A 19,261-nucleotide genomic window follows, 5' to 3' on the forward strand; every position below is an offset into this window, starting at 1 on the left:
ATGACCGCGCGCGTTCTGGAACGCTTCCTGCCGGATGAAGACGCAACGACGCTGTTCGGCGAAGACATCGCCGTGGCGCTACGCGCCGGCGATGTGCTTGCCCTGAAGGGGGATCTCGGCGCGGGCAAGACGACGCTGGCCCGTTCGATCGTTCGCGCGCTGGCCGAAGACCCGGACATGGATGTGCCGAGCCCGACCTTCACGCTGGTGCAGAGCTATGATGCGCGCATTCCCGTGCATCATTTCGATCTCTACCGGCTGGGCGAGCCGGACGAGCTGGAAGAACTCGGCCTGTTCGAAGCGGCGGAAGACGGCGTTGCGCTGGTCGAATGGCCGGAGCGCGCCGGTGACGCGCTTAAGGATGCGATCCGGCTCGAACTGCATGACGAGGGCGAAGGCCGGCTGGCGGTGATCACCGGACCGGACGACGCCATGCTTCGGCTGGAGCGCAGCTTCGCCATTCGCGATTTTCTGAACAAGGCCGGTGAAAAGCGGGCGCATCGCGCGTTTCTTCTGGGTGACGCCTCGCTGCGCGCCTATGAGACCGTGACCACGCGGCTTGGCGCGCGACGCATCCTGATGAATGCGCCGGAACGGCGCGACGAGCCGCTTCTGGCATGCGGGCGGCCCTATAGCCGGATCGCGCATCTGGCGCAGTCGGTCGCGGCATCCGTGGCGATGGCGAACACCATTCGCGCGCGTGGGTTCGCGGCCTATGAGGTCTATGCGCAGGATCTGGAAACCGGGCTGCTTCTGACCGAGCATCTGGGCGTGACGCCGTTTCTTTCGCCCGAGGGCGAGCCGGTGACTGAGCGTTATGTGGAGGCGGCGCGCCTGCTGGCAGCACTGCACCGCGACGCCTGGCCGACCGAGATGCCGGTGGATGAAGGGCATGTGCATGAACTGCCGCCCTATGACCGCGAGGCGCTCGGCATCGAGGTGAGCCTGCTCACCGACTGGTACATGCCGTTCATGGCGGGACGTCCGGCAAGCGATGAAGAACGCGCGGGCTATATGGAGTGCTGGGGCCGGCTTTTCGCGCGCCTTGAAGATTTCGAAAAGAACCTGGTGCTGCGCGACTTCCATTCGCCCAACCTGATCTGGCGCGGCGAGCGCGAAGGGTTTGACCGGCTGGGGCTGATCGACCTGCAGGACGCAGTGTGCGGACCGGCGGCCTATGACGTTGCCTCGCTGGCGCTCGATGCGCGCGTGACGATGCCGGAAGAGCTGGAGCGCGCCGTGGTGGAGGCCTATTGCGCCGCCCGCGCCGAGCAGGGACCATTTGACCGCGCGGCGTTCGACGAGGCCTATGCGATTTGCGGAACGCAGCGCAATTCGAAACTGCTTGGCACCTTCGTGCGGCTCGAGCAGCGCGATCACAAGCCGTTCTACATCAAGCATCTGCCGCGCATCCGCACCTATCTGCGCCGGGCGATGCGCCACCCCGCGCTGGATGAGCTGCGCGGCTTCTACGAAGAGGCGGGTTTCCTCGGCGGAGATGAAGAATGAGCGGGGCGAGACCCGACAATATGCCTGATACGGCGATGGTGCTGGCGGCGGGGCTGGGAAAGCGCATGCGGCCCATCACCGACACGCTGCCCAAGCCGCTGGTCCAGGTCGCAGGCCGCACGCTGATCGACCGCGCGCTGGACATGCTTGAGCATGCCGGCGTCGGCACGGCGGTGGTGAATGTGCATTATCTGGCCGACCAGATGGAGGCGCATCTGGCTGACCGCGTTACGCCGCATGTAATCATTTCCGATGAGCGCGACCGGCTCATGGATTCGGCTGGCGGCGTTATCCGCGCGCTGCCGCATCTGGGCGATGCGCCGTTCTTCATTCTCAACGCCGACACGTTCTGGCTCGAGGGTGACACATCCAATCTGGAGCGGCTGGCCCTTGCCTGGGACGACGCGACCATGGATATTCTCCTCATGGTTGCGGATACCGATCAGGCGACGGGCCATTCCGGCTCGACCGATTACCGAATGGATGCGGATGGCCGCCTTGCCCGCGACCGGGGCGTGGCGGGTGGCGTCATCTATGCGGGGGCGATTGTGCTCAATCCGCGTATCTTCGACGGGGCCGGCGATGAGCCGCAATCACTGAACACCTATTTCGATGCAGCGGAGCGCAAGGGTCGGCTGTTCGGCATGAAGATGGACGGCGCGTGGATCACCGTCGGCACGCCGGATGCGATCGCGCCCGCCGAAGCGGTGGTGGCCGCGCACGGCGAGCAGTGCGATGCCGGCTAAGCATCCGCCGCGCGTCTATTCCATTCCCCCCGGCGTCCACTTCCTGGAGACGCTTGCAGAAGCGCTGCTTGACGGGCGGCTTGTTCCCGGTTTTCGCCATGATGGCGATCCGCTGGCGCTGGCGGATGTCACGATCTATCTGCCGACCCGCCGCGCCGCACGCGCGCTGCGCGATGTGCTGCTTGAAAAGCTGAGCGGCCAGTCGGCCATCCTGCCTGTCATTCGCCCGCTGGGTGAGTTCGACGAGGAGGCGGCGCTGTTCGACACGGAGGGTGCTTCCGCACTCGATCTCGCGCCGCCCATCGAGGCGCTGGACCGCATCCTGCTTCTGGCGCCGATGGTGCAGGCGTGGAAGGCGCGCCTGCCCGGCCATGTGGCCGCGCTCTTCGAGGAAGGCGTGGTGGTGCCGGCCTCGGCGTCGGATTCCATCTGGCTCGCGCGGGATCTGGCCGCGCTGATGGACGAGATCGAAACCGAGGAAGCGGACTGGACGAAGCTTGCCGGTCTTGCGCCCGACGCGCTGGCGCACTGGTGGCAGGTGACGCTCGAATTCCTGCAGATCGTCACGGCGCACTGGCCCAACCTGCTTGACGCGCTTGACCGCTCCAACCCGGCGGCGCATCGGAACGCCATGCTGGCCGCCGAGACGGCGCGGCTCAGGACGCAGGCCCACAGGGGCCCGGTTATCGCGGCAGGCTCGACCGGTACCATTCCGGCGACGGCGCGGCTTCTGGCGACAATTGCCGGGCTCGACAATGGCGCGGTGGTGTTGCCGGGGCTGGACAAGCGGCTTGATGCGCGCGCCTGGGACGCGGTGGGCGATGCAGCCGAGCCATCCGCCTTCGGGCACCCGCAGGCGGGCTTGAAGAAGCTGCTTGCCGCAATGGGCATGGAGCGGGCGGATGTGGTGGAGATCGGCGCGCCCTCGCCGGCGCTTGCGCTGCGGCACGCGCTGGTGAGCGAAACGCTGCGCCCGGCGGAAACCACCGATGCCTGGCTTGAAAACCGGGCGCTGGCGGACGATGCAACGGAAGGCGGTGCGCTGGCCGGCGTCACGCTGGTGGAAACGGCCAACGAGCGCGACGAGGCGCTTTCGATTGCCGTTGCGCTGCGCCTCGCGCTGACCAGCGACAGGGCTACGGCAGCGCTGGTGACGCCGGATCGCGGGCTGGCGCGGCGGGTGGCCGTGGAGCTGCGGCGCTTCGGCATCGAGGCGGACGATTCCGGCGGCACGCCACTGGCCGACAGTCCGCCGGCGACGCTGGCGCGGCTGCTTCTGGAAACGGTGTTTCGCCCCGGCGAGCCCATTGCCATGGTGGCCCTGCTCAAACATCCGCTCCTGCGGCTCGGGCTGAAACGCGCCAAAGTGCGACGGGCGGCGGAGACCATTGAATTGGTGGCGCTGCGCGGTGGCACGGGAAGGCCCGATATCGCAACGCTCGACACACTGTTCGAGACGCGCTGGGCGGGCATCGAGAGCAGCACGCGCAAGCCCTTCTGGTTCGTGCGCGTCAACGATGCAGCCCTTGCCGAAGCTCGCGCCGTACTGGAGGCATTGCGCGCGGCGCTTACGCCCTTGGTCGAGATGCGCGGCGTGCGCGGTGTCGGCGTGCCGGACATGGCGCGCTTTACCGTGGAGGTGCTGGAGGCGCTTGGGCGCTCCGAGGATGGCAGCCTCACCAATTACTATGAGGGCGAGCGGGGGCAGGCCATGGCCGCCTTCCTGCGCGGACTGGTCGGCTCCGACACGACGCTGCCCTTCGACGCCAGCGAATGGCCGCCGGTCTTTGCGGCGCTGATCGCCACCGAAGTGGTGAAGCCGACCATGGGCGCAGACAAGCGCGTGGCGATCTGGGGGGCGCTTGAGGCGCGGCTTCTCAGTGTCGACACGCTGGTGCTGGGCGGCATGAACGAGGGCACCTGGCCAAGCATCCCCTCCTCCGACCGCTTCATGTCGCGGCTGATGAAGGCCGAGCTTTCGCTGGAGCCGCCGGAGCGGCGTATCGGTCAGGCGGCGCATGACTTCATGATGGCGATGGGATCGGAGAATGTGGTGCTGACCCGCGCCGCGCGCGCCGGCGATGCCCCCGCCGTCGCTTCGCGCTGGCTGCAGCGCATCACTGCATTTGCCGGCAAAGAAGCGACCGAGGCGATGCGCGTGCGGGGCCGCAGGCTGATCGGCTGGGCGCGCCTTCTGGACGACAGACCGGACGAAGATTTCGCTCCGCGACCCGAACCGGCCCCGGCGGTGGAAGCGCGGCCGACGCGCTTCTCGGTCACGGAGATCGAGACGCTGCGGCGCGACCCCTATGCGGTCTACGCGAAGCGCATTCTGGAGCTGGTTGCCCTCGACCCTCTGATCCGCGATCCGGGGGCTGCCGAGCGCGGCAATCTCTTCCACGACATTCTTGAGCACTTCATCAAGGAGGTGGACGATCCGTCCGGGCATGAGGCGCTCGAAAGTCTGACCGCCATCGGGCGACGGCTCTTTGCCGAGGCAGGGCTGCCGCAGGATGTGGCGACCGTCTGGTGGCCGCGTTTCGAGCGCACGGCCGAGGCCGTCATCGAATGGGAGCGCGGGCGCGCGGAGGGCATCGCCAGGCGTCATGCGGAAATCCGCGCATCGGCCATCGAGGTGGCGAAGCTCGGCCTCACCCTTTCAGGCCGCGCCGACCGCATCGACATTCGTGACGATGGCAGCGCCGACATTCTCGACTACAAGACGGGCGCGACGCCCTCGCGGCGTCAGGCGCACACGCTCATTTCCCCGCAGCTGGCGCTTGAGGCCGCACTTCTTCAGCGCGGCGCGTTTGCCGATGTGGGGGCTGCGCAGCCGAACGAACTTGCCTATGTGCGGCTCAAGGCGAATGGCGAGGTGTTTTCCGAGTCCATTCTCAAGATCAAGAACAGCGACAAGACAGCGCCCGGCATGGCCGAGGAAGCGTGGGAGCGGTTATCGCAGCTTCTCGCGCATTACCACAAGGCCGAGACCGGCTACCGCTCACGCGTCCTGCCATTCCGCGAAGGCGATGTGGGCGGCGACTACGATCATCTGGCGCGTGTGCTCGAATGGTCGGCCGGTGGCGATACGGGCGATGGCGGAGAGGGCGAATGAAGAAGCTGCCCTTCATCCCCGAAGACACGATCCGGGCGCAGGCGCTGGCCGCCGATCCGGCCAACTCCGCCTGGGTGTCGGCCAATGCCGGGTCGGGCAAGACACATGTGCTCGCCCAGCGCGTGATCCGCCTTCTGCTTCAGGGGGCCGATCCGTCGAAGATTCTCTGCCTGACCTATACGCGCGCCGCCGCAGCCAACATGGCCAACCGCGTGTTTCGCGATCTCGCGGGCTGGAGCCTGATGTCCGACGATGCGCTGTCGGAGGTCATTGCCAAGCTTGAGGGCGGCAGGCCAGGCCGGGAAACGCTCGCCCGCGCGCGGCGGCTTTTCGCCCGTGCGCTGGAAACGCCGGGCGGGCTGAAGATCCAGACGATCCACGCCTTCTGCGAGGCGATCCTGCATCAGTTCCCGCTCGAGGCGAACATTGCCGGCCATTTCGAGCTACTGGATTCGCAGATGGAAGAGGCGCTGCTGGCCGAGGCGCGGCGCGATCTTCTGTCGGGCGCTGCCGGCGAGGACGCGGTGCTGTCGGACGCCTTCGCCGAAGTGCTGGAGCGCGGTGGCGAGAGCGGTCTTCAGGATCTCCTGTCGGAAATCGTCTCCCGTCGCGACGGGCTGCGCGCCTTCATCGACGAGATTGCCAACGACCCGGTTCCCTACAGCGCGCTGTTCGAGGAATTCGGTTTTGCGCCGGGTGAGGACGCCGAGGCGATTGCCGCTTCCATCTGGCCGCTTCCCGGTTTCGACGCCAGCGCGTTTCGCGCGCTTGTGGCCGAGGCGGAGGCGGTGGACGCCAAGACGGTGCTGAAGGGCATCGTGCCGGAGGCGACGCTGGCCTTCGAGGAGCGCGACCCGCTGCGCCGGCTGGAGCATCTGCGGAAGGGTTTTCTCAAGGCCGATGGCGGCGTTTATGGCGAGAGCACGTTCAAGAAGGCGCTGCGCGCCGCCCTGCCCGATATCGTGGAGCGCTATGTCGAAGCGGCGGAGGTGATCCGCACTGCAGTCGACCGTGTGGCGTTGTTCCGCATGCTGGAGGCCACCCGTTCGGCACTGGTGATCGCCGACGGCATGATCGCGCGCTACGAACGGCTGAAGCGGGCACGCGGTTTTCTCGATTTCAACGATCTCATCACGCGCACGATCCGGCTTCTGGCGCGCGCCGATGCCGGACCGTGGGTGCAGTACAAGCTCGACAAGGGCATCGACCACGTTCTGATCGACGAAGCGCAGGATACGAGCCCCGAGCAATGGCAGATCGTGCGACTGCTTGCCGAAGAGTTCTTTGCCGGCGAAAGTGCGCGCGAGGGATTGCAGCGCACCATCTTCGCGGTGGGCGACGAAAAACAGTCGATCTACTCTTTCCAGGGAGCGGAGCCGGCAGCATTCGGCGAAAGCGGACGGGCCTTCGAAAAGAAGGTGCGGGCGGCGGAGCGCCGTTTCGAGCGCCTGCGCCTGCGCTATTCCTTCCGCTCAACCGAGGATGTTCTGAAAGCGGCCGACCTGGTGTTCTCAAGGGAAGAGGCGGCGCAGGGGCTGACCCATGATCCCGAGCCGATCGAGCATCTGGCGGTGCGCGCCGGCCAGCCAGGCTATGTGGAAGTGTGGTCGCCCATAGCGCCGGAAGTGGTGGAGGAGCCCGACGACTGGACGGAAGCCATCGACCACGCGTCGGCTCCGGCGGTGCGACTGGCCGAAACCATTGCCCAGACCGTCGAGGACTGGATCCGGAATGGCGAGATCATCGAAGGCACTGGCAAGCGCCTGACGGCGGGCGATGTGCTGGTTCTGGTGCGCAAGCGCGACCGCTTCGTGCATGCACTGTCGCGCAGCCTCAAGAACCGCCACATCGATGTGGCCGGTGCGGACCGCCTGCGACTGACGGCGCATATTGCCGTGCAGGACCTGATCGCGCTTGGCCGCTTTCTTCTGCAGCCGCATGACGACCTTTCGCTGGCTGCGGTGCTGAAAAGCCCGCTGTTCGGCATGGATGAGGAGCGCCTGTTCCGGCTTGCCTGGAACCGTGGCCGGGCGGTTCCACTGTTTGACGCCATGCGGGCGCAGGCGCTGTCGGACCCGGCGGTGGCCGGCATGGTCGAGACGCTGCAACGCTGGCAGAACGAGGCGGCGTTCAAGCCGGCCTTTGAATTCTATGCCGGGCTGCTTTCGGGCAGCCGGGACCGGGAAGGCGCGCGCCGGCTGTTTGTCGCGCGGCTCGGCCACGAGGCGAATGACATTCTCGACGAGTTCCTGTCCTTTGCGCTGGCCGGCGAGCGGGCGGGGCTCAACGGTCTCGAAGCGCTGCTCTCGGCGCTTGACGGGCAGGCCCCGGAGATCAAGCGCGAGATGGATCAGACGCGCGACGAGCTGCGCATCATGACGGTGCATGCCGCCAAGGGGCTGGAAGCGCCGGTGGTGTTTCTCGTCGATCCGGGCAGCGCGCCCTTCGTGGCGCAGCATCTGCCAAAGCTGATGCCGTTTGCGCCGCGTGGCGAGGGCTGGCAGGGCAAGGGCTTTCTCTGGCGCGCCGGCAAGGATGTCTCCAATTCGGTGGCGGCAGGCTTCGAGGCGAATGCAAAGGTCAAGGCGGAGGAAGAATACCGCCGGCTTCTCTATGTGGGCATGACGCGGGCCGAGGACCGGCTGATCGTGTGCGGCTATCACGGTGCGCGCGAACCGCAGGACCTGACCTGGCAGAACACGGTGCGGCAGGCGCTTTCAGGTGCGGAGGTCGCGGTGGAGCTGGACCGTCCCGCAGCCTGTGCGCCGGTCTATCGCTACCGTGTGAGCGAAGCGCCACCGGTCGAGGAAGAGGCGGCGCCAGTGGCCGAAGCCGCGCCTGAAACAGCGCTGCCGGAGACTTTGCTGACGCCGCCGCCAATGCCGACAGACCTGCCGCGTCCGCTTTCGCCATCGCGGGCGGGGGCGTTGATCGAGGCCGATTACGAGCCGGTGCCCTCGCCGCGGTCGCCGGTGCTCGACGGAGAGCGGAAGCCGGGCTTTGCGATCCAGCGCGGTATCGCCGTGCACAGGCTTCTGCAATTGCTGCCCGACTGCCGGGAGGATGCGCGTGAGGCGGCCGCGCAGCGCTATCTCGACCGTGTCGGCAGCGGCTGGACCGCGCAGGAGCGGGAGAGCGTCTGGCGTTCGGTTCGGGCCATTCTGGAGGATGCGCGTTTCAGTGCGATTTTCGCGGCCGGCTCGCGGGCGGAGATTTCCGTGATGGGCGAATTGACGCTCGGCGAGCGGCGTCATGCCGTCTCCGGCAAGATCGACCGTCTTGCGGTCACCGACGAAGCGGTGCTGATCGTCGATTACAAGACGAACCGCCCGACGCCGGAGACGCTGGCCGAAGCGCCCGGCGCTTATGTGGCGCAGCTTGCGCTTTATGCGGAGCTTCTCAAACCGCTCTATCCCGGCCGCCGGATCGAGGCTGCGCTGCTCTTCACGGAAGCGCCGGTTCTGCTGCCTGTTCCGGAGGAGGAGCTGGCGGCTGCGCTTGATCGTCTTGCCCCGGCGTGACACAAGAGCGCTTGACGCAGCGAAGCGCCACCCCCACATGTTGTACAACACGTTTTGCCGATAAGGAGAATCCCCATGGCCACCGTGAAGGCGGACAAGAACAATTTCCAGGCCGACGTTCTGCAGGCTTCCGAGCCCGTGGTTGTCGACTTCTGGGCCGAGTGGTGCGGCCCCTGCAAGATGATCGCGCCGGCTCTCGACGAGATCGCTGCCGAGCTCGGCGGCAAGGTGAAGATCGCCAAGGTCAACATCGATGAGAACCCGGAGCTCGCCGCTCAGTATGGCGTGCGCTCCATCCCCACGCTCATCATGTTCAAGGGCGGTGAAGTGGCTGACATGAAGGTCGGCGCTGCACCGAAGACGGCTCTTTCGTCCTGGATCAGCGGCGCAGCCGGCTAATCACGACGATATTCGTGACATGAAAAACCCGGCCTTGCGCCGGGTTTTTTGTCGGACCTTTTTTACCTGCCCTGTCAGCCCCAGACGAGCAGGCCGATCAGGCCGGCGGTGCCGACGATGAGACGCCACCAGCCGAACAGCGCATAGCCGCGCCGCGACACGTAGCCGAGCAGCCAGCGCACCACCAGAAGCGCTGCGAAGAAGGCGGCGATGAAGCCTATCGCGATGATCTGCACATCGGCGGCGGTGAGCTGGTCGTAGTTTTTGTAGAGGTCGTAGGCGAAAGCGCCGGTCATGGTCGGCATGGCGAGGAAGAAGGAGAACTCGGCTGCCGAGCGCTTGTCCGCCCCCATGAGAAGGCCGCCTACTATGGTCGCGCCGGAGCGCGAGGTGCCGGGGATCATCGACAGGCACTGGAACAGGCCGATGCCGAGATACATGGGCATGGGAAATTTCGTGATGTCGCTATAGCGCGGCTTGGTCGCCCAGCGGTCTACCCAGAGCAGCACGAAACCGCCGAGAATGAGCATGACGCAGATCAGAAGAGGCGTTTCGAAGAGCACGGTCTTGATGATCTTGTAGGCCAGAACGCCGATCACCGCCGCAGGCAGGAAGGCGAGGAGAATGCCGATCACGAAACGCTGTGTTGCGGGATCGCGCGGCAGGTCGATGAGCATTTTCCACAGACGTCCAGCATAGACGCTGAGGATTGCCAGGATCGCGCCGAGCTGGATCAGGACCTCAAAGGCCTTGCCGGTGGATTCGAAGCCGAGGAAATGGCCGGCCAGAAGGATATGGCCGGTCGACGAGACGGGTATGAACTCCGTCAGTCCTTCGAGGATGCCAAGGAGAAGGGCCCCCACGATGGTCTGATCCGTCATGTCCGTTCCTCAATCAGGGCTTGCTTGTCAGTCTGCCAGTCTCCCCCTATAGCTGAGAGGACCAAATCGCAGAATCAGGTAATCGAAGGATTACCGCCACGGCCATGAAATGGCCAGAGCCTTCCTTTAGAAGCCGACAAATGCTGACGCTGTTTCATCATCCACTCTATGCTTCCTGCCGCTTCGTGCGGCTTTCCTTTGGCGAATATGGCGAGGAACTCGCCTTGATCGAGGAACGCCCCTGGGTTCGTCGCGAGGAGTTTCTGACGCTCAATCCGGCCGGCACGATCCCCGTGCTTCTTGCCGAGGGGGATCATCCGATTGTCGGCCCGACCGTGATCGCCGAATATCTGGACGAGACCCGTGGCGCGCTCAAGCGCGACAAGCGGCTGATGGCCGAAGATCCGGTCCAGAGGGCGGAGATCCGCCGTCTCGTGGACTGGTATCTGATCAAGGCCGATGCCGATGTGACCCGCCATCTGGTGCGGGAGCGGGCGCTGAAGCCGCAGATGTCCAGTGCAGAGGGCGGCGGCTCGCCGGATTCGGCAGCCATTCGCGCGGCCCGCGCCAATGTGCGCCAGCATCTCAAATACACCAACTGGCTCGCCGGCACGCGCGACTGGATGGCCGGCAAGCGGCTCTCCTATGCCGATCTGGCCGCTGCATCCACGCTTTCGGTGCTGGATTATCTGGGCGAGGTCGACTGGCAGGAATATCCGGCCGCGCGCGACTGGTATTCGCGCATGAAGTCGCGTCCCTGCTTCCGTTCCATTCTTGCTGACCGCGTGCGCGGGCTCTCCCCCGTTTCCCACTACGCGGATCTGGACTTTTGATGTCCGGCGCGCAGGCCGACCGGCTTCGCGCGTTCGTCGAGAAAGAGGCGCATGCGCTGGGCTTTGACGCCGTCGCGGTGGCGTCTGCCGAGGCTGCGCCGTCGCGTGCGGCCGAGCTTGGGCATTTCCTGAAAGAAGGCCGCCACGGCAGCATGCAGTGGATGGAGGAGACGGCGGACCGCCGCGCCCATCCGCAGGGCCTGTGGCCGGAGGTGCGCTCGGTCATCATGCTGGGGATGAATTACGGGCCGGATGAAAACCCGCTCGAAATCCTCAAGCGCCGGGACCGGGCGGCAATCTCGGTCTATGCGCGCAATCGCGATTATCATGACGTCATCAAGGGTCGGCTGAAACAGCTTGCCGGCAAACTGGCTGCGCGAACTGGCGAGGATGTGAAGGTGTTCGTGGACACCGCGCCGGTGATGGAAAAGCCGCTCGCCCGCGAGGCAGGGCTTGGCTGGCAGGGCAAACACACCAATCTGGTGAGCCGCGAATTTGGCTCCTGGCTGTTTCTCGGCTCGATCTTCACCACCGCGTCCCTGCCCGCCGATGCGCCGGAGCGCGACCATTGCGGCTCGTGCCGCGCCTGTCTCGACATCTGCCCGACAAAGGCGTTTCCCGCGCCCTACCAGATCGATGCGCGGCGCTGCATTTCCTATCTCACCATCGAGAACAAGGGACCGATCCCGCGCGAGTTCCGCATTCCCATGGGCAACCGCATCTATGGCTGCGACGATTGCCTTGCCGCATGCCCGTGGAACAAGTTCGCGCAGGATGCGGCCGAGGCGAAGCTTCAGGCGCGCGAGGATCTGAAGGAGCCGCCGCTTTCCGGGCTTCTCGAACTGGACGATGCGGGGTTCCGCGCCTTCTTTTCCGGTTCGCCGGTCAAGCGCATCGGGCGCAACCGCTTCATCCGCAATGTGCTGATCGCGGCGGGAAATTCCGGCGAAGCCGGCCTGATTGACCATTGCAGGCGTCTGGCGGAAGACGAAGCGCCGCTTGTGCGCGGCGCAGCCGTGTGGGCGCTGTCGCAGCTTATGGACAATAAGGCATTTGCTTTACTTGAAACGCAGCTGCGTCCGCGGGAAAACGATGCAGACGTGCAAGCCGAATGGGATGGGCGATCATGACCAAGAGCTTCTTCATCTTCGGCGCGGGCTATTCCGGCCGCGCGATTGCGCGCGAGCTTGCCGGTGAGGCGGCGTCCATTGCCGGCACCACGCGCAGCGCGGAGAATGCCGGACGCCTGAAAGAGGCAGGCATCGCGCCGCATGTTTTTCAGGGCGGAGCCGCGCTTTCACCGGATCTGGAAAAGGCGCTGTCCGAAACCACGCATCTCATCGTCAGCATTGCGCCCGACGCGTCGGGTGACCCGGTGCTTGCGGTCGCGCGTGAGACGATTTCCAGGGCCATGCCGGCGCTGAAATGGATCGGCTATCTGTCGACGGTGGGCGTCTATGGCGATCATGATGGCGCCTGGGTGGATGAAACGGCTGAATGCGATCCTGTCTCCGAGCGCTCGAAACAGCGGCTCGTTGCCGAAGCGGAATGGGCGCAGCTGGGAGCGGAAACGGGTCTGCCGGTGGCGATCATCCGGCTGTCGGGCATTTACGGGCCGGGCCGCAACGCCTTTCGCAATCTGGAGGCGGGCAAGGCGCGCCGCATCGTCAAGCCGGGGCAGGTCTTCAATCGCATCCATGTGGACGATATTGCCGGGGCCACGGCGCATCTCGCCCGGCGGTTCGAGACCGGAATTTTCAACGTCACGGATGACGCCCCCTCGCCGCCGCAGGATGTGGTGGCCCATGCTTCCGTGCTGATGGGGCAGGAAACGCCGCCGGACATCGCCTTTGAGGATGCCGATCTAAGCCCCATGGGGCGGTCCTTCTATGGCGAGTGCAAGCGGGTGAGCAATGCGCGGCTGAAAGCCACCGGCTACCGGATGCGCCATCCCGATTATCGCGCGGCGCTTGAGGCCATGTGGGCCGACGGGAACTGGCGGACGGAAAATTCGTAAACCGCGACCGTAAGCGAATCGCAAGCTGTGCTATGCTTTGATGATCGCACGGGCGGGTCGAAAACGAGGAAACGATGCGATTCCAACGGATTCTGAAACTGGCGGCCACGGCCTTTCTGGGCTTTTCCGCCACGCTTGCATCGGCTGAGGCCGAGCCGCTGGCAAAGCAGCTTTTCGGCGCTAAGTCGCTGCCCGCCGCCACCCGCCCCGCCGCGCATGGCTTCTATTCGAAGGGCTGTTTCGCGGGTGGCGTGGCCATTGCACCCGACGGACCGAACTGGCAGGCTATGCGCCTTTCGCGCAACCGCCGCTGGGGGCACCCGGTCATGATCTCGGTGCTGGAGAAGCTCTCGCGTGAGGCTGCGCAGGATGGCTGGCGTGGTCTGCTGGTTGGCGATATCTCGCAGCCGCGCGGTGGCCCCATGCTCACCGGCCATGCCTCGCATCAGATCGGGCTCGACGCCGATATCTGGTTCACCGAAATGCCGGCGAAGCGGATGACGGTGGCGGACCGTGAGCGCATCAGCGCCATCTCCATGCTGAAGAAGGGTTCGCTCTACGTTGACGACAAGAAGTGGACGAAGGGGCATGAGGCCGTGCTGCGCCGCGCGGCGAGCTATCCGGAAGTCGAGCGCCTTCTCGTGCATCCCGGCATCAAGAAGAAGCTGTGCGACACGGTGCGTGGCGACCGTTCGTGGCTGAACAAGGTTCGCCCTTACTGGGGCCATCACTATCATTTCCACGTTCGCATCGGCTGTCCCGCCGGGTCGCCGGGCTGCGAGCCGCAGAATCCGCCACCACGCAGTGAGGGGTGTGATGACACGCTGGCCTGGTGGTTCACCGACGAGCCGTGGAAGCCGGCCAAGGGACCTGCCAAGCCGAAGGCGCGCGATGTCATGACCATGGCCGCCCTGCCCTCGGCCTGTCGCGCCGTGCTTGCTGCACCCGACCCGGTATCCGAGGTTGCCGTGACCGTGACGGGCGCCGGCGGCGTTCCGCAGGCGGCGACGGCTGAACTGCCCGTGCTCGGCTATCAGGCTGAAAGCCCGGCCAGTATCCTCTCCGCCATGCCGTCGGCCAGCGTGCCGCGCCCGAGCAACAGGCCGGCATTCCAGTAGATTATCAGCGCCGGACAGGACCAGGCGCGCCGGTTTTTTGGCATCGGTGCGCTTGCCTTCCGTCTTCAACCGATTTAATTGCGCTCTAAAGGCGTGTTTCAGAGCGGCATATCTGCGTCTGTTCTGCGATGCGCTAGCAATAAAAGGGTTGTGGGGCAACGCGATTGGCGGTTCCATGACCATAAGCATGCTGGGTGCGCCGCACGGCGGGTCCGGGAACCATGCGGGGAGCAGAGCTAGCGCCGTCAGCGCAACGTCCCGTCGCCGGAAACATTCATCGGCGCGTCATCGAGAATGGGGCAGAGACTGACAGGCGCGCCGCGTTCGGCCGCGCCTGAAACCTGAGTCTATGTCATGCATTTCAAGAACGAAAACGATACTGCGCTTCGATTCCCCATCCTGATCGGCGATATCGGCGGCACCAATGCGCGGTTTGCCATTCTGGTGGATTCCAACGCCGAGCCGAAAACCTTTCCGGTGGTGCAGACCGCCGATTATGAAACCATCGATGAGGCGATCCAGAGCGCCATCCTCGACCGCACCTCCATTTTACCACAGTCTGCCGTGCTGGCCGTGGCCGGACCCGTCGATGGTGACGAGATCGATCTCACCAATTGCGACTGGGTCGTGCGCCCCCGCCAGATGATGGAGAAGATGGGGCTGGGCGACATCATCGTCATCAATGATTTCGAGGCGCAGGCGCTGGCCGTTGTGGCGCTCGACGACGAGCATCTGGAAATGGTGTGCCCGGGCGAGGCGGACCCGACGGGCAGCCGCGTTGTTCTGGGGCCGGGAACGGGCCTTGGCATGGCCGGGCTGGTTCATGCGCAGCACACCTGGTTTCCGGTGCCGGGCGAAGGCGGGCATGTGGATCTGGGGCCGCGCAGCGAGCGCGATCTCGAAATCTTCCCGCATCTGGAGCGCATCGAGGGACGTGTCGCAGCCGAGCAGATCCTTTGCGGGCGCGGCATGGTCAACCTTTACCGGGCGATCAGCGCCGCCGACGGCAAGCGGCCCGTTCATGAAACGCCGGCCGAGATCAGCAGCGCGGGGCTCGATGGATCGGACCCGGTCGCCGTTGAAACGCTTGATCTCTTCGTCACCTATCTTGGCCGCCTTGCCGGCGACTTGGCGCTGATCTTCATGGCGCGGGGCGGGGTTTATCTGAGCGGCGGCATCGCCCAGAAGATCGTGCCAACGCTCAAGAACGGCAATTTCCGCAGGGCCTTTGAGGACAAGGCGCCCCATAGCGCACTGGTGAAAGAGATCCCCGTCTATGTGATCACGCACCCGATGGCCGCGCTGGTGGGCCTTGCCGCCTATGCCCGCACGCCGGTGCGTTTCGGGGTCGAAACCCAGGGCCGGCGCTGGAAAGCAGACTGAAAAGACGCCGCCCTCGACCGGATTCACCGTTGCATGAGCGAGAGCGAACGGGCATAGCCTGTTGGCAAAGCTGCACTGGAGCGCCAAGCGCCCGTATGGACGCCTGAAAATGCTCCCACGCTTTGGATCGCCGTGTGTCCGTTTGGACGCACAAAGGACGATCGAAAGCCCGGTTGAACAGGAACGGACGTTTTGAAGCTTGGAAAAAACAAGACGGATGTCGGTGAGGTCCTTCCCGTCATTCGCCGCATTTTCGCGGAGAACGGCCGCGATTACATCGGACATTACCTGATCGCGATTGCCTGCATGCTGGCCATTGCCGGCACCACGGCCTTCAGCGCCTGGATCATGCGCGACATCATCGATGAGGTGTTCTATCGACAGCGCTGGGAGCTGGTCGGCTGGATCTGTGGCGCAATCGTCGCCGCCTTTGCGATCCGCGGCTTCGCGACCTACGGCCAGTCGGTCATGCTCGCGAAGATCGGCAACAACATCGTTGCACGCTATCAGCAGCGCATGTTCGACCATCTGATGCGGCTTGGCATCGACTATTTCACGACCACCCGCTCCGGCCAGCTCGCCGCCCAGATCAGCCAGAACGTGACGGGCATCCGCGATCTGCTCAACATGACCGTGGCCTCCATCGCGCGCGACATGGTCACGCTGATTGCGCTTGTGGCGGTGATGGTGATGCAGGATCCCCTGCTCTCGGTCATCGCGCTGGTGATCGGCCCGCCGCTCATCTATTCGGTCAACTATCTGATGCGCCGCCTGCGCCGCGTCACGCGCGAGGCGGTGGATGTGAACTCCCGCCTGCTGGGCGCAATGCAGGAATCGGTGCAGGGCATCGCCATCATCAAGGCTTTCACCATGGAGCAGCAGCTCTCGGACAAGATGTCCGGGCTGATCGCCTATGCCGAGGACCGCTCCAACAAGATCGCCCGCGTTTCCGAACGCCTCGGGCCGATCACCGAGCTTCTGGCCGGCCTGGCGATTGCCGGCGTGATCGGTTACGCGGCCTGGCGGGCTTCCGTCAGCGCGCAGCCGCCGGGCTCCGTGTTTGCCTTCATCACCGCCTTGCTTCTGGCCTATGATCCGGTGCGCAAGCTGGCGCGCGTGCAGGTCAATCTCGAGCGCGCGCTGGTCAATGCCCGCATGATCTACGAGATCCTCGACACCGAGCCGCAGCAGCGCGATGCGCCGGGGGCCGGGACGCTCGCAGTGGAAAAGGGCACGGTCACCTTCGACAAGGTGGCGTTCTCCTATGGCGACGATCTGCCGGTTCTGCATGGCATCAGCTTTGTCGCGAAGGCGGGCGAGACCACGGCAATTGTCGGCCCGTCGGGTGCGGGCAAGTCGACCCTCTTCGCCCTGTTGCAGCGCTTCTACGATCTGGATGGCGGCAGCATCGAGATCGACGGGCAGGACATCTCCACCGTGACCAAGAGCTCGCTGCGCAGCGCCATCGCCTATGTTTCGCAGCAGCCCTATCTGTTCGAGGGCACGATCCGCGACAACATCCGCTATGGCCGTCCCGATGCGACGGACGCAGAGGTGGAAGAAGCGGCAAAGCTGGCCTTTGCCGATGATTTCATCCGCCAGCAGGTTCAGGGCTATGACACGCTGGTGGGCGAGAATGGCGCAAACCTTTCCGGTGGCCAGCGCCAGCGCATCTCGATTGCCCGCGCCATCGTGCGCGACGCGCCGATCCTGCTTCTCGACGAGGCGACCTCCGCGCTCGACAATGAGTCTGAAGCGCGGGTGCAGCAGGCGCTGGAAAGCATCATGGAAACCCGCACGACGCTTGTGATCGCGCACCGGCTTTCCACCGTGGTCAATTCCGACCGCATCGTGGTGCTTGAGGAAGGGCATCTGGTGGAAGAGGGCACGCATGAGAGCCTTGTGCGCCAACCGCACGGCATCTATGCACGCTTCCATCGCATGCAGAGCCAGAAGAGCGAGGATCTTCTCGCCAACACGACAGCAGACAATGGCGCGGCTGCGCCGCAGGAGAACTAGCATGACGGATATGGGGCTGGTGATCGTGGGAGCGGCAGGCCGCATGGGCCAGACGCTGACCCGCACCGTTCACGCCATGGATGGGGTGCGCGTCGCAGCCGCTGTCGAGCGTCCCGGCTCGTCTTTCCTCGGCAGGGACGCGGGTGAGCTGGCCGGCCTCGGCATCATCAATGTTCCGATCAGCGACGATCCGCTGGCGGCCTTCGCCAAGGCCGATGGCGTTCTGGACTTCACCTCGCCGGATTCCAGCGTTGAATTTGCCGGCTATGCAGCGCAGGCCCATATCGTTCATGTGATTGGCACGACCGGTTTCGAGCCGGAGCACGAAGCGAAGATCAAGGCAGCGTCGCACCACGCCACCATCGTGAAGTCGGGCAATATGAGCCTCGGTGTGAACCTGCTTGCGGTTCTGGTCGAGAAAGCAGCCCGCGCGCTGGAGGCCCCGGATTTCGATATCGAGGTTCTGGAGATGCACCACCGTCACAAGGTGGACGCGCCCTCCGGTACGGCGCTTCTGCTCGGCGAGGCGGCGGCGCGGGGCCGCGAGATCGCGCTGGCGGAAAAGAGCGTGCGCGTGCGCGACGGCCAGACCGGGCCGCGCGAGGAAGGCACGATCGGCTTTGCCACGCTGCGCGGCGGTTCCGTCGTTGGCGAGCACTCCGTCATTCTCGCCGGGACCGGCGAACGCATCACCCTTTCGCATCAGGCTGAAGATCGCGGCATCTTCGCCCATGGCGCGGCCAAGGCCGCCCTCTGGGCGCATGGCCGCAAGCCCGGCCTCTATTCCATGCTCGACGTTCTCGGGCTCAACTGAATCTTCCATTACGAAGCAACAAGGAACCCATCATGTCCGGTACCCTTATTCTCGTTCGTCACGGCCAGAGCGAATGGAACCTGAAGAACCTGTTCACCGGCTGGCGCGATCCGGGCCTGACCGAAAAGGGGCATGAAGAGGCGAAGGACGCCGGCCGCCGGCTGAAGGCGCGCGGCTTCAAGCCGGACATCGCCTACACCTCCGTTCTGTCGCGCGCACAGGTCACCAATGATCACATCCTCAGCGAGCTGGGGATGGAGGGGCTGGAGACCATTCGCGATCAGGCGCTCAACGAGCGCGACTATGGCGATCTGTCGGGCCTCAACAAGGACGACGCCCGCGCGAAATGGGGTGAGGAGCAGGTGCATGTCTGGCGCCGTTCCTACGACACCCCTCCTCCCGGCGGCGAAAGCCTGAAGGACACGGGCGCGCGCGTGTGGCCCTATTTCCTGCACGAGATCCTGCCGCATGTGCTGCGTGGCGAGACGGTTCTGGTGGCGGCGCATGGCAATTCGCTGCGCGCGCTGGTGATGGCGCTCGACGGCCTCTCCGGCGAAGAGATCCTGAAGGTGGAAATCGCGACCGGCGTTCCCATCGTCTACAAGCTCAACGCTGATTCGACGGTGGCCTCGAAGGAAGTTCTCGAGGATTGATCTGTTTCAGGGCGCCTTCGGGCGCCCTTTTCACGTTTTGGGCCCCCCGCAAACCCATGCGGCGGAACGCCCCATGTCATTTTCTTTACAAACATCAAAATCCGCGTTGACACGGAAGGGTTTGCCCCCTACATCGGCATCGCACACCTGCCCAGGTGGCGGAATTGGTAGACGCGCACGGTTCAGGTCCGTGTGCCGCGAGGCGTGGAGGTTCGAGTCCTCTCCTGGGCACCATCCCCTTCCCGACAAATGA

Annotated in this window: 14 protein-coding genes and 1 tRNA gene; 14 read left to right on the plus strand and 1 reads right to left on the minus strand. The window is 65.0% G+C overall.

Features of this window, described 5'->3' with window-relative positions:
* From tsaE to trxA, 5 genes are all read left to right on the plus strand, one after another.
* Positions 1-1,509 (plus strand): tRNA (adenosine(37)-N6)-threonylcarbamoyltransferase complex ATPase subunit type 1 TsaE, encoded by a 1,509-nt coding sequence (gene tsaE / locus DEJ54_RS05315; RefSeq protein WP_113153650.1) that lies wholly within the window; start codon positions 1-3, stop codon positions 1,507-1,509.
* Complete coding sequence (locus tag DEJ54_RS05320) at positions 1,506-2,255, plus strand: nucleotidyltransferase family protein (RefSeq protein WP_113153651.1); 750 nt, start codon at positions 1,506-1,508, stop codon at positions 2,253-2,255. The genes tsaE and DEJ54_RS05320 overlap by 4 nt, the downstream gene beginning before the upstream one ends.
* Positions 2,245-5,370, plus strand: coding sequence for a double-strand break repair protein AddB (gene addB, locus DEJ54_RS05325; protein WP_113153652.1), 3,126 nt, complete (start codon positions 2,245-2,247; stop codon positions 5,368-5,370). Before DEJ54_RS05320 ends, addB begins: the two co-directional genes overlap by 11 nt.
* Entirely contained in the window at positions 5,367-8,891 is a 3,525-nt protein-coding gene (gene addA, locus DEJ54_RS05330) for a double-strand break repair helicase AddA (RefSeq protein ID WP_113153653.1), read from the plus strand. Before addB ends, addA begins: the two co-directional genes overlap by 4 nt.
* Before the next feature lie 75 nt (positions 8,892-8,966).
* Positions 8,967-9,290: a thioredoxin gene (gene trxA / locus DEJ54_RS05335; RefSeq protein ID WP_113153654.1), complete on the plus strand. Its 324-nt coding sequence runs from the start codon at positions 8,967-8,969 to the stop codon at positions 9,288-9,290.
* Between the two features lie 74 nt (positions 9,291-9,364).
* Here trxA and DEJ54_RS05340 read toward each other — a convergent pair whose 3' ends face one another.
* Complete coding sequence (locus tag DEJ54_RS05340; protein WP_113153655.1) at positions 9,365-10,171, minus strand: undecaprenyl-diphosphate phosphatase; 807 nt, start codon at positions 10,169-10,171, stop codon at positions 9,365-9,367.
* Positions 10,172-10,311: 140 nt separating this feature from the next.
* Between DEJ54_RS05340 and DEJ54_RS05345 the strand changes: the two genes are divergently transcribed.
* The 9 genes from DEJ54_RS05345 to DEJ54_RS05385 all read left to right on the plus strand — a co-directional run bounded on the left by DEJ54_RS05345 (position 10,312) and on the right by DEJ54_RS05385 (position 19,242).
* A complete protein-coding gene (locus DEJ54_RS05345) occupies positions 10,312-11,004 on the plus strand; it encodes a glutathione S-transferase family protein (protein ID WP_113153656.1) in 693 nt (230 codons plus the stop codon).
* Complete coding sequence (queG, locus tag DEJ54_RS05350; protein ID WP_113153657.1) at positions 11,004-12,134, plus strand: tRNA epoxyqueuosine(34) reductase QueG; 1,131 nt, start codon at positions 11,004-11,006, stop codon at positions 12,132-12,134. The genes DEJ54_RS05345 and queG overlap by 1 nt, the downstream gene beginning before the upstream one ends.
* A complete protein-coding gene (locus DEJ54_RS05355) occupies positions 12,131-13,021 on the plus strand; it encodes an SDR family oxidoreductase (RefSeq protein ID WP_113156101.1) in 891 nt (296 codons plus the stop codon). The genes queG and DEJ54_RS05355 overlap by 4 nt, the downstream gene beginning before the upstream one ends.
* A 74-nt stretch (positions 13,022-13,095) precedes the next feature.
* Positions 13,096-14,139, plus strand: coding sequence for a penicillin-insensitive murein endopeptidase (mepA, locus tag DEJ54_RS05360; RefSeq protein ID WP_113153658.1), 1,044 nt, complete (start codon positions 13,096-13,098; stop codon positions 14,137-14,139).
* A gap of 354 nt (positions 14,140-14,493) precedes the next feature.
* Positions 14,494-15,522, plus strand: a complete 1,029-nt coding sequence (locus tag DEJ54_RS05365; protein WP_113153659.1) for a glucokinase — start codon at positions 14,494-14,496, stop codon at positions 15,520-15,522.
* Positions 15,523-15,714: 192 nt separating this feature from the next.
* Positions 15,715-17,541, plus strand: a complete 1,827-nt coding sequence (locus DEJ54_RS05370; RefSeq protein ID WP_113153660.1) for an ABC transporter ATP-binding protein — start codon at positions 15,715-15,717, stop codon at positions 17,539-17,541.
* 1 nt (position 17,542) lies between these two features.
* Positions 17,543-18,355 (plus strand): 4-hydroxy-tetrahydrodipicolinate reductase, encoded by an 813-nt coding sequence (gene dapB, locus DEJ54_RS05375; protein WP_113153661.1) that lies wholly within the window; start codon positions 17,543-17,545, stop codon positions 18,353-18,355.
* Between the two features lie 32 nt (positions 18,356-18,387).
* Complete coding sequence (locus DEJ54_RS05380) at positions 18,388-19,008, plus strand: 2,3-bisphosphoglycerate-dependent phosphoglycerate mutase (protein WP_113153662.1); 621 nt, start codon at positions 18,388-18,390, stop codon at positions 19,006-19,008.
* A gap of 149 nt (positions 19,009-19,157) precedes the next feature.
* Positions 19,158-19,242 (plus strand) — tRNA-Leu (locus DEJ54_RS05385).
* Positions 19,243-19,261: the final 19 nt, after the last annotated feature.

The sequence above is a fragment of the Nitratireductor sp. OM-1 genome (assembly GCF_003296175.1).
Lineage (GTDB): Bacteria > Pseudomonadota > Alphaproteobacteria > Rhizobiales > Rhizobiaceae > Nitratireductor > Nitratireductor aquimarinus.

What these genes read in the sequence shown, in the direction of transcription:
- tsaE (WP_113153650.1), top strand. Translation starts at nt 1, where the DNA reads ATGACCGCGCGCGTTCTGGAACGCTTCCTGCCGGATGAAGACGCAACG.
- DEJ54_RS05320 (WP_113153651.1), top strand. Translation starts at nt 1,506, where the DNA reads ATGAGCGGGGCGAGACCCGACAATATGCCTGATACGGCGATGGTGCTG.
- addB (WP_113153652.1), top strand. Translation starts at nt 2,245, where the DNA reads ATGCCGGCTAAGCATCCGCCGCGCGTCTATTCCATTCCCCCCGGCGTC.
- addA (WP_113153653.1), top strand. Translation starts at nt 5,367, where the DNA reads ATGAAGAAGCTGCCCTTCATCCCCGAAGACACGATCCGGGCGCAGGCG.
- trxA (WP_113153654.1), top strand. Translation starts at nt 8,967, where the DNA reads ATGGCCACCGTGAAGGCGGACAAGAACAATTTCCAGGCCGACGTTCTG.
- DEJ54_RS05340 (WP_113153655.1), bottom strand. Translation starts at nt 10,171, where the DNA reads ATGACGGATCAGACCATCGTGGGGGCCCTTCTCCTTGGCATCCTCGAA.
- DEJ54_RS05345 (WP_113153656.1), top strand. Translation starts at nt 10,312, where the DNA reads ATGCTGACGCTGTTTCATCATCCACTCTATGCTTCCTGCCGCTTCGTG.
- queG (WP_113153657.1), top strand. Translation starts at nt 11,004, where the DNA reads ATGTCCGGCGCGCAGGCCGACCGGCTTCGCGCGTTCGTCGAGAAAGAG.
- DEJ54_RS05355 (WP_113156101.1), top strand. Translation starts at nt 12,131, where the DNA reads ATGACCAAGAGCTTCTTCATCTTCGGCGCGGGCTATTCCGGCCGCGCG.
- mepA (WP_113153658.1), top strand. Translation starts at nt 13,096, where the DNA reads ATGCGATTCCAACGGATTCTGAAACTGGCGGCCACGGCCTTTCTGGGC.
- DEJ54_RS05365 (WP_113153659.1), top strand. Translation starts at nt 14,494, where the DNA reads ATGCATTTCAAGAACGAAAACGATACTGCGCTTCGATTCCCCATCCTG.
- dapB (WP_113153661.1), top strand. Translation starts at nt 17,543, where the DNA reads ATGACGGATATGGGGCTGGTGATCGTGGGAGCGGCAGGCCGCATGGGC.
- DEJ54_RS05380 (WP_113153662.1), top strand. Translation starts at nt 18,388, where the DNA reads ATGTCCGGTACCCTTATTCTCGTTCGTCACGGCCAGAGCGAATGGAAC.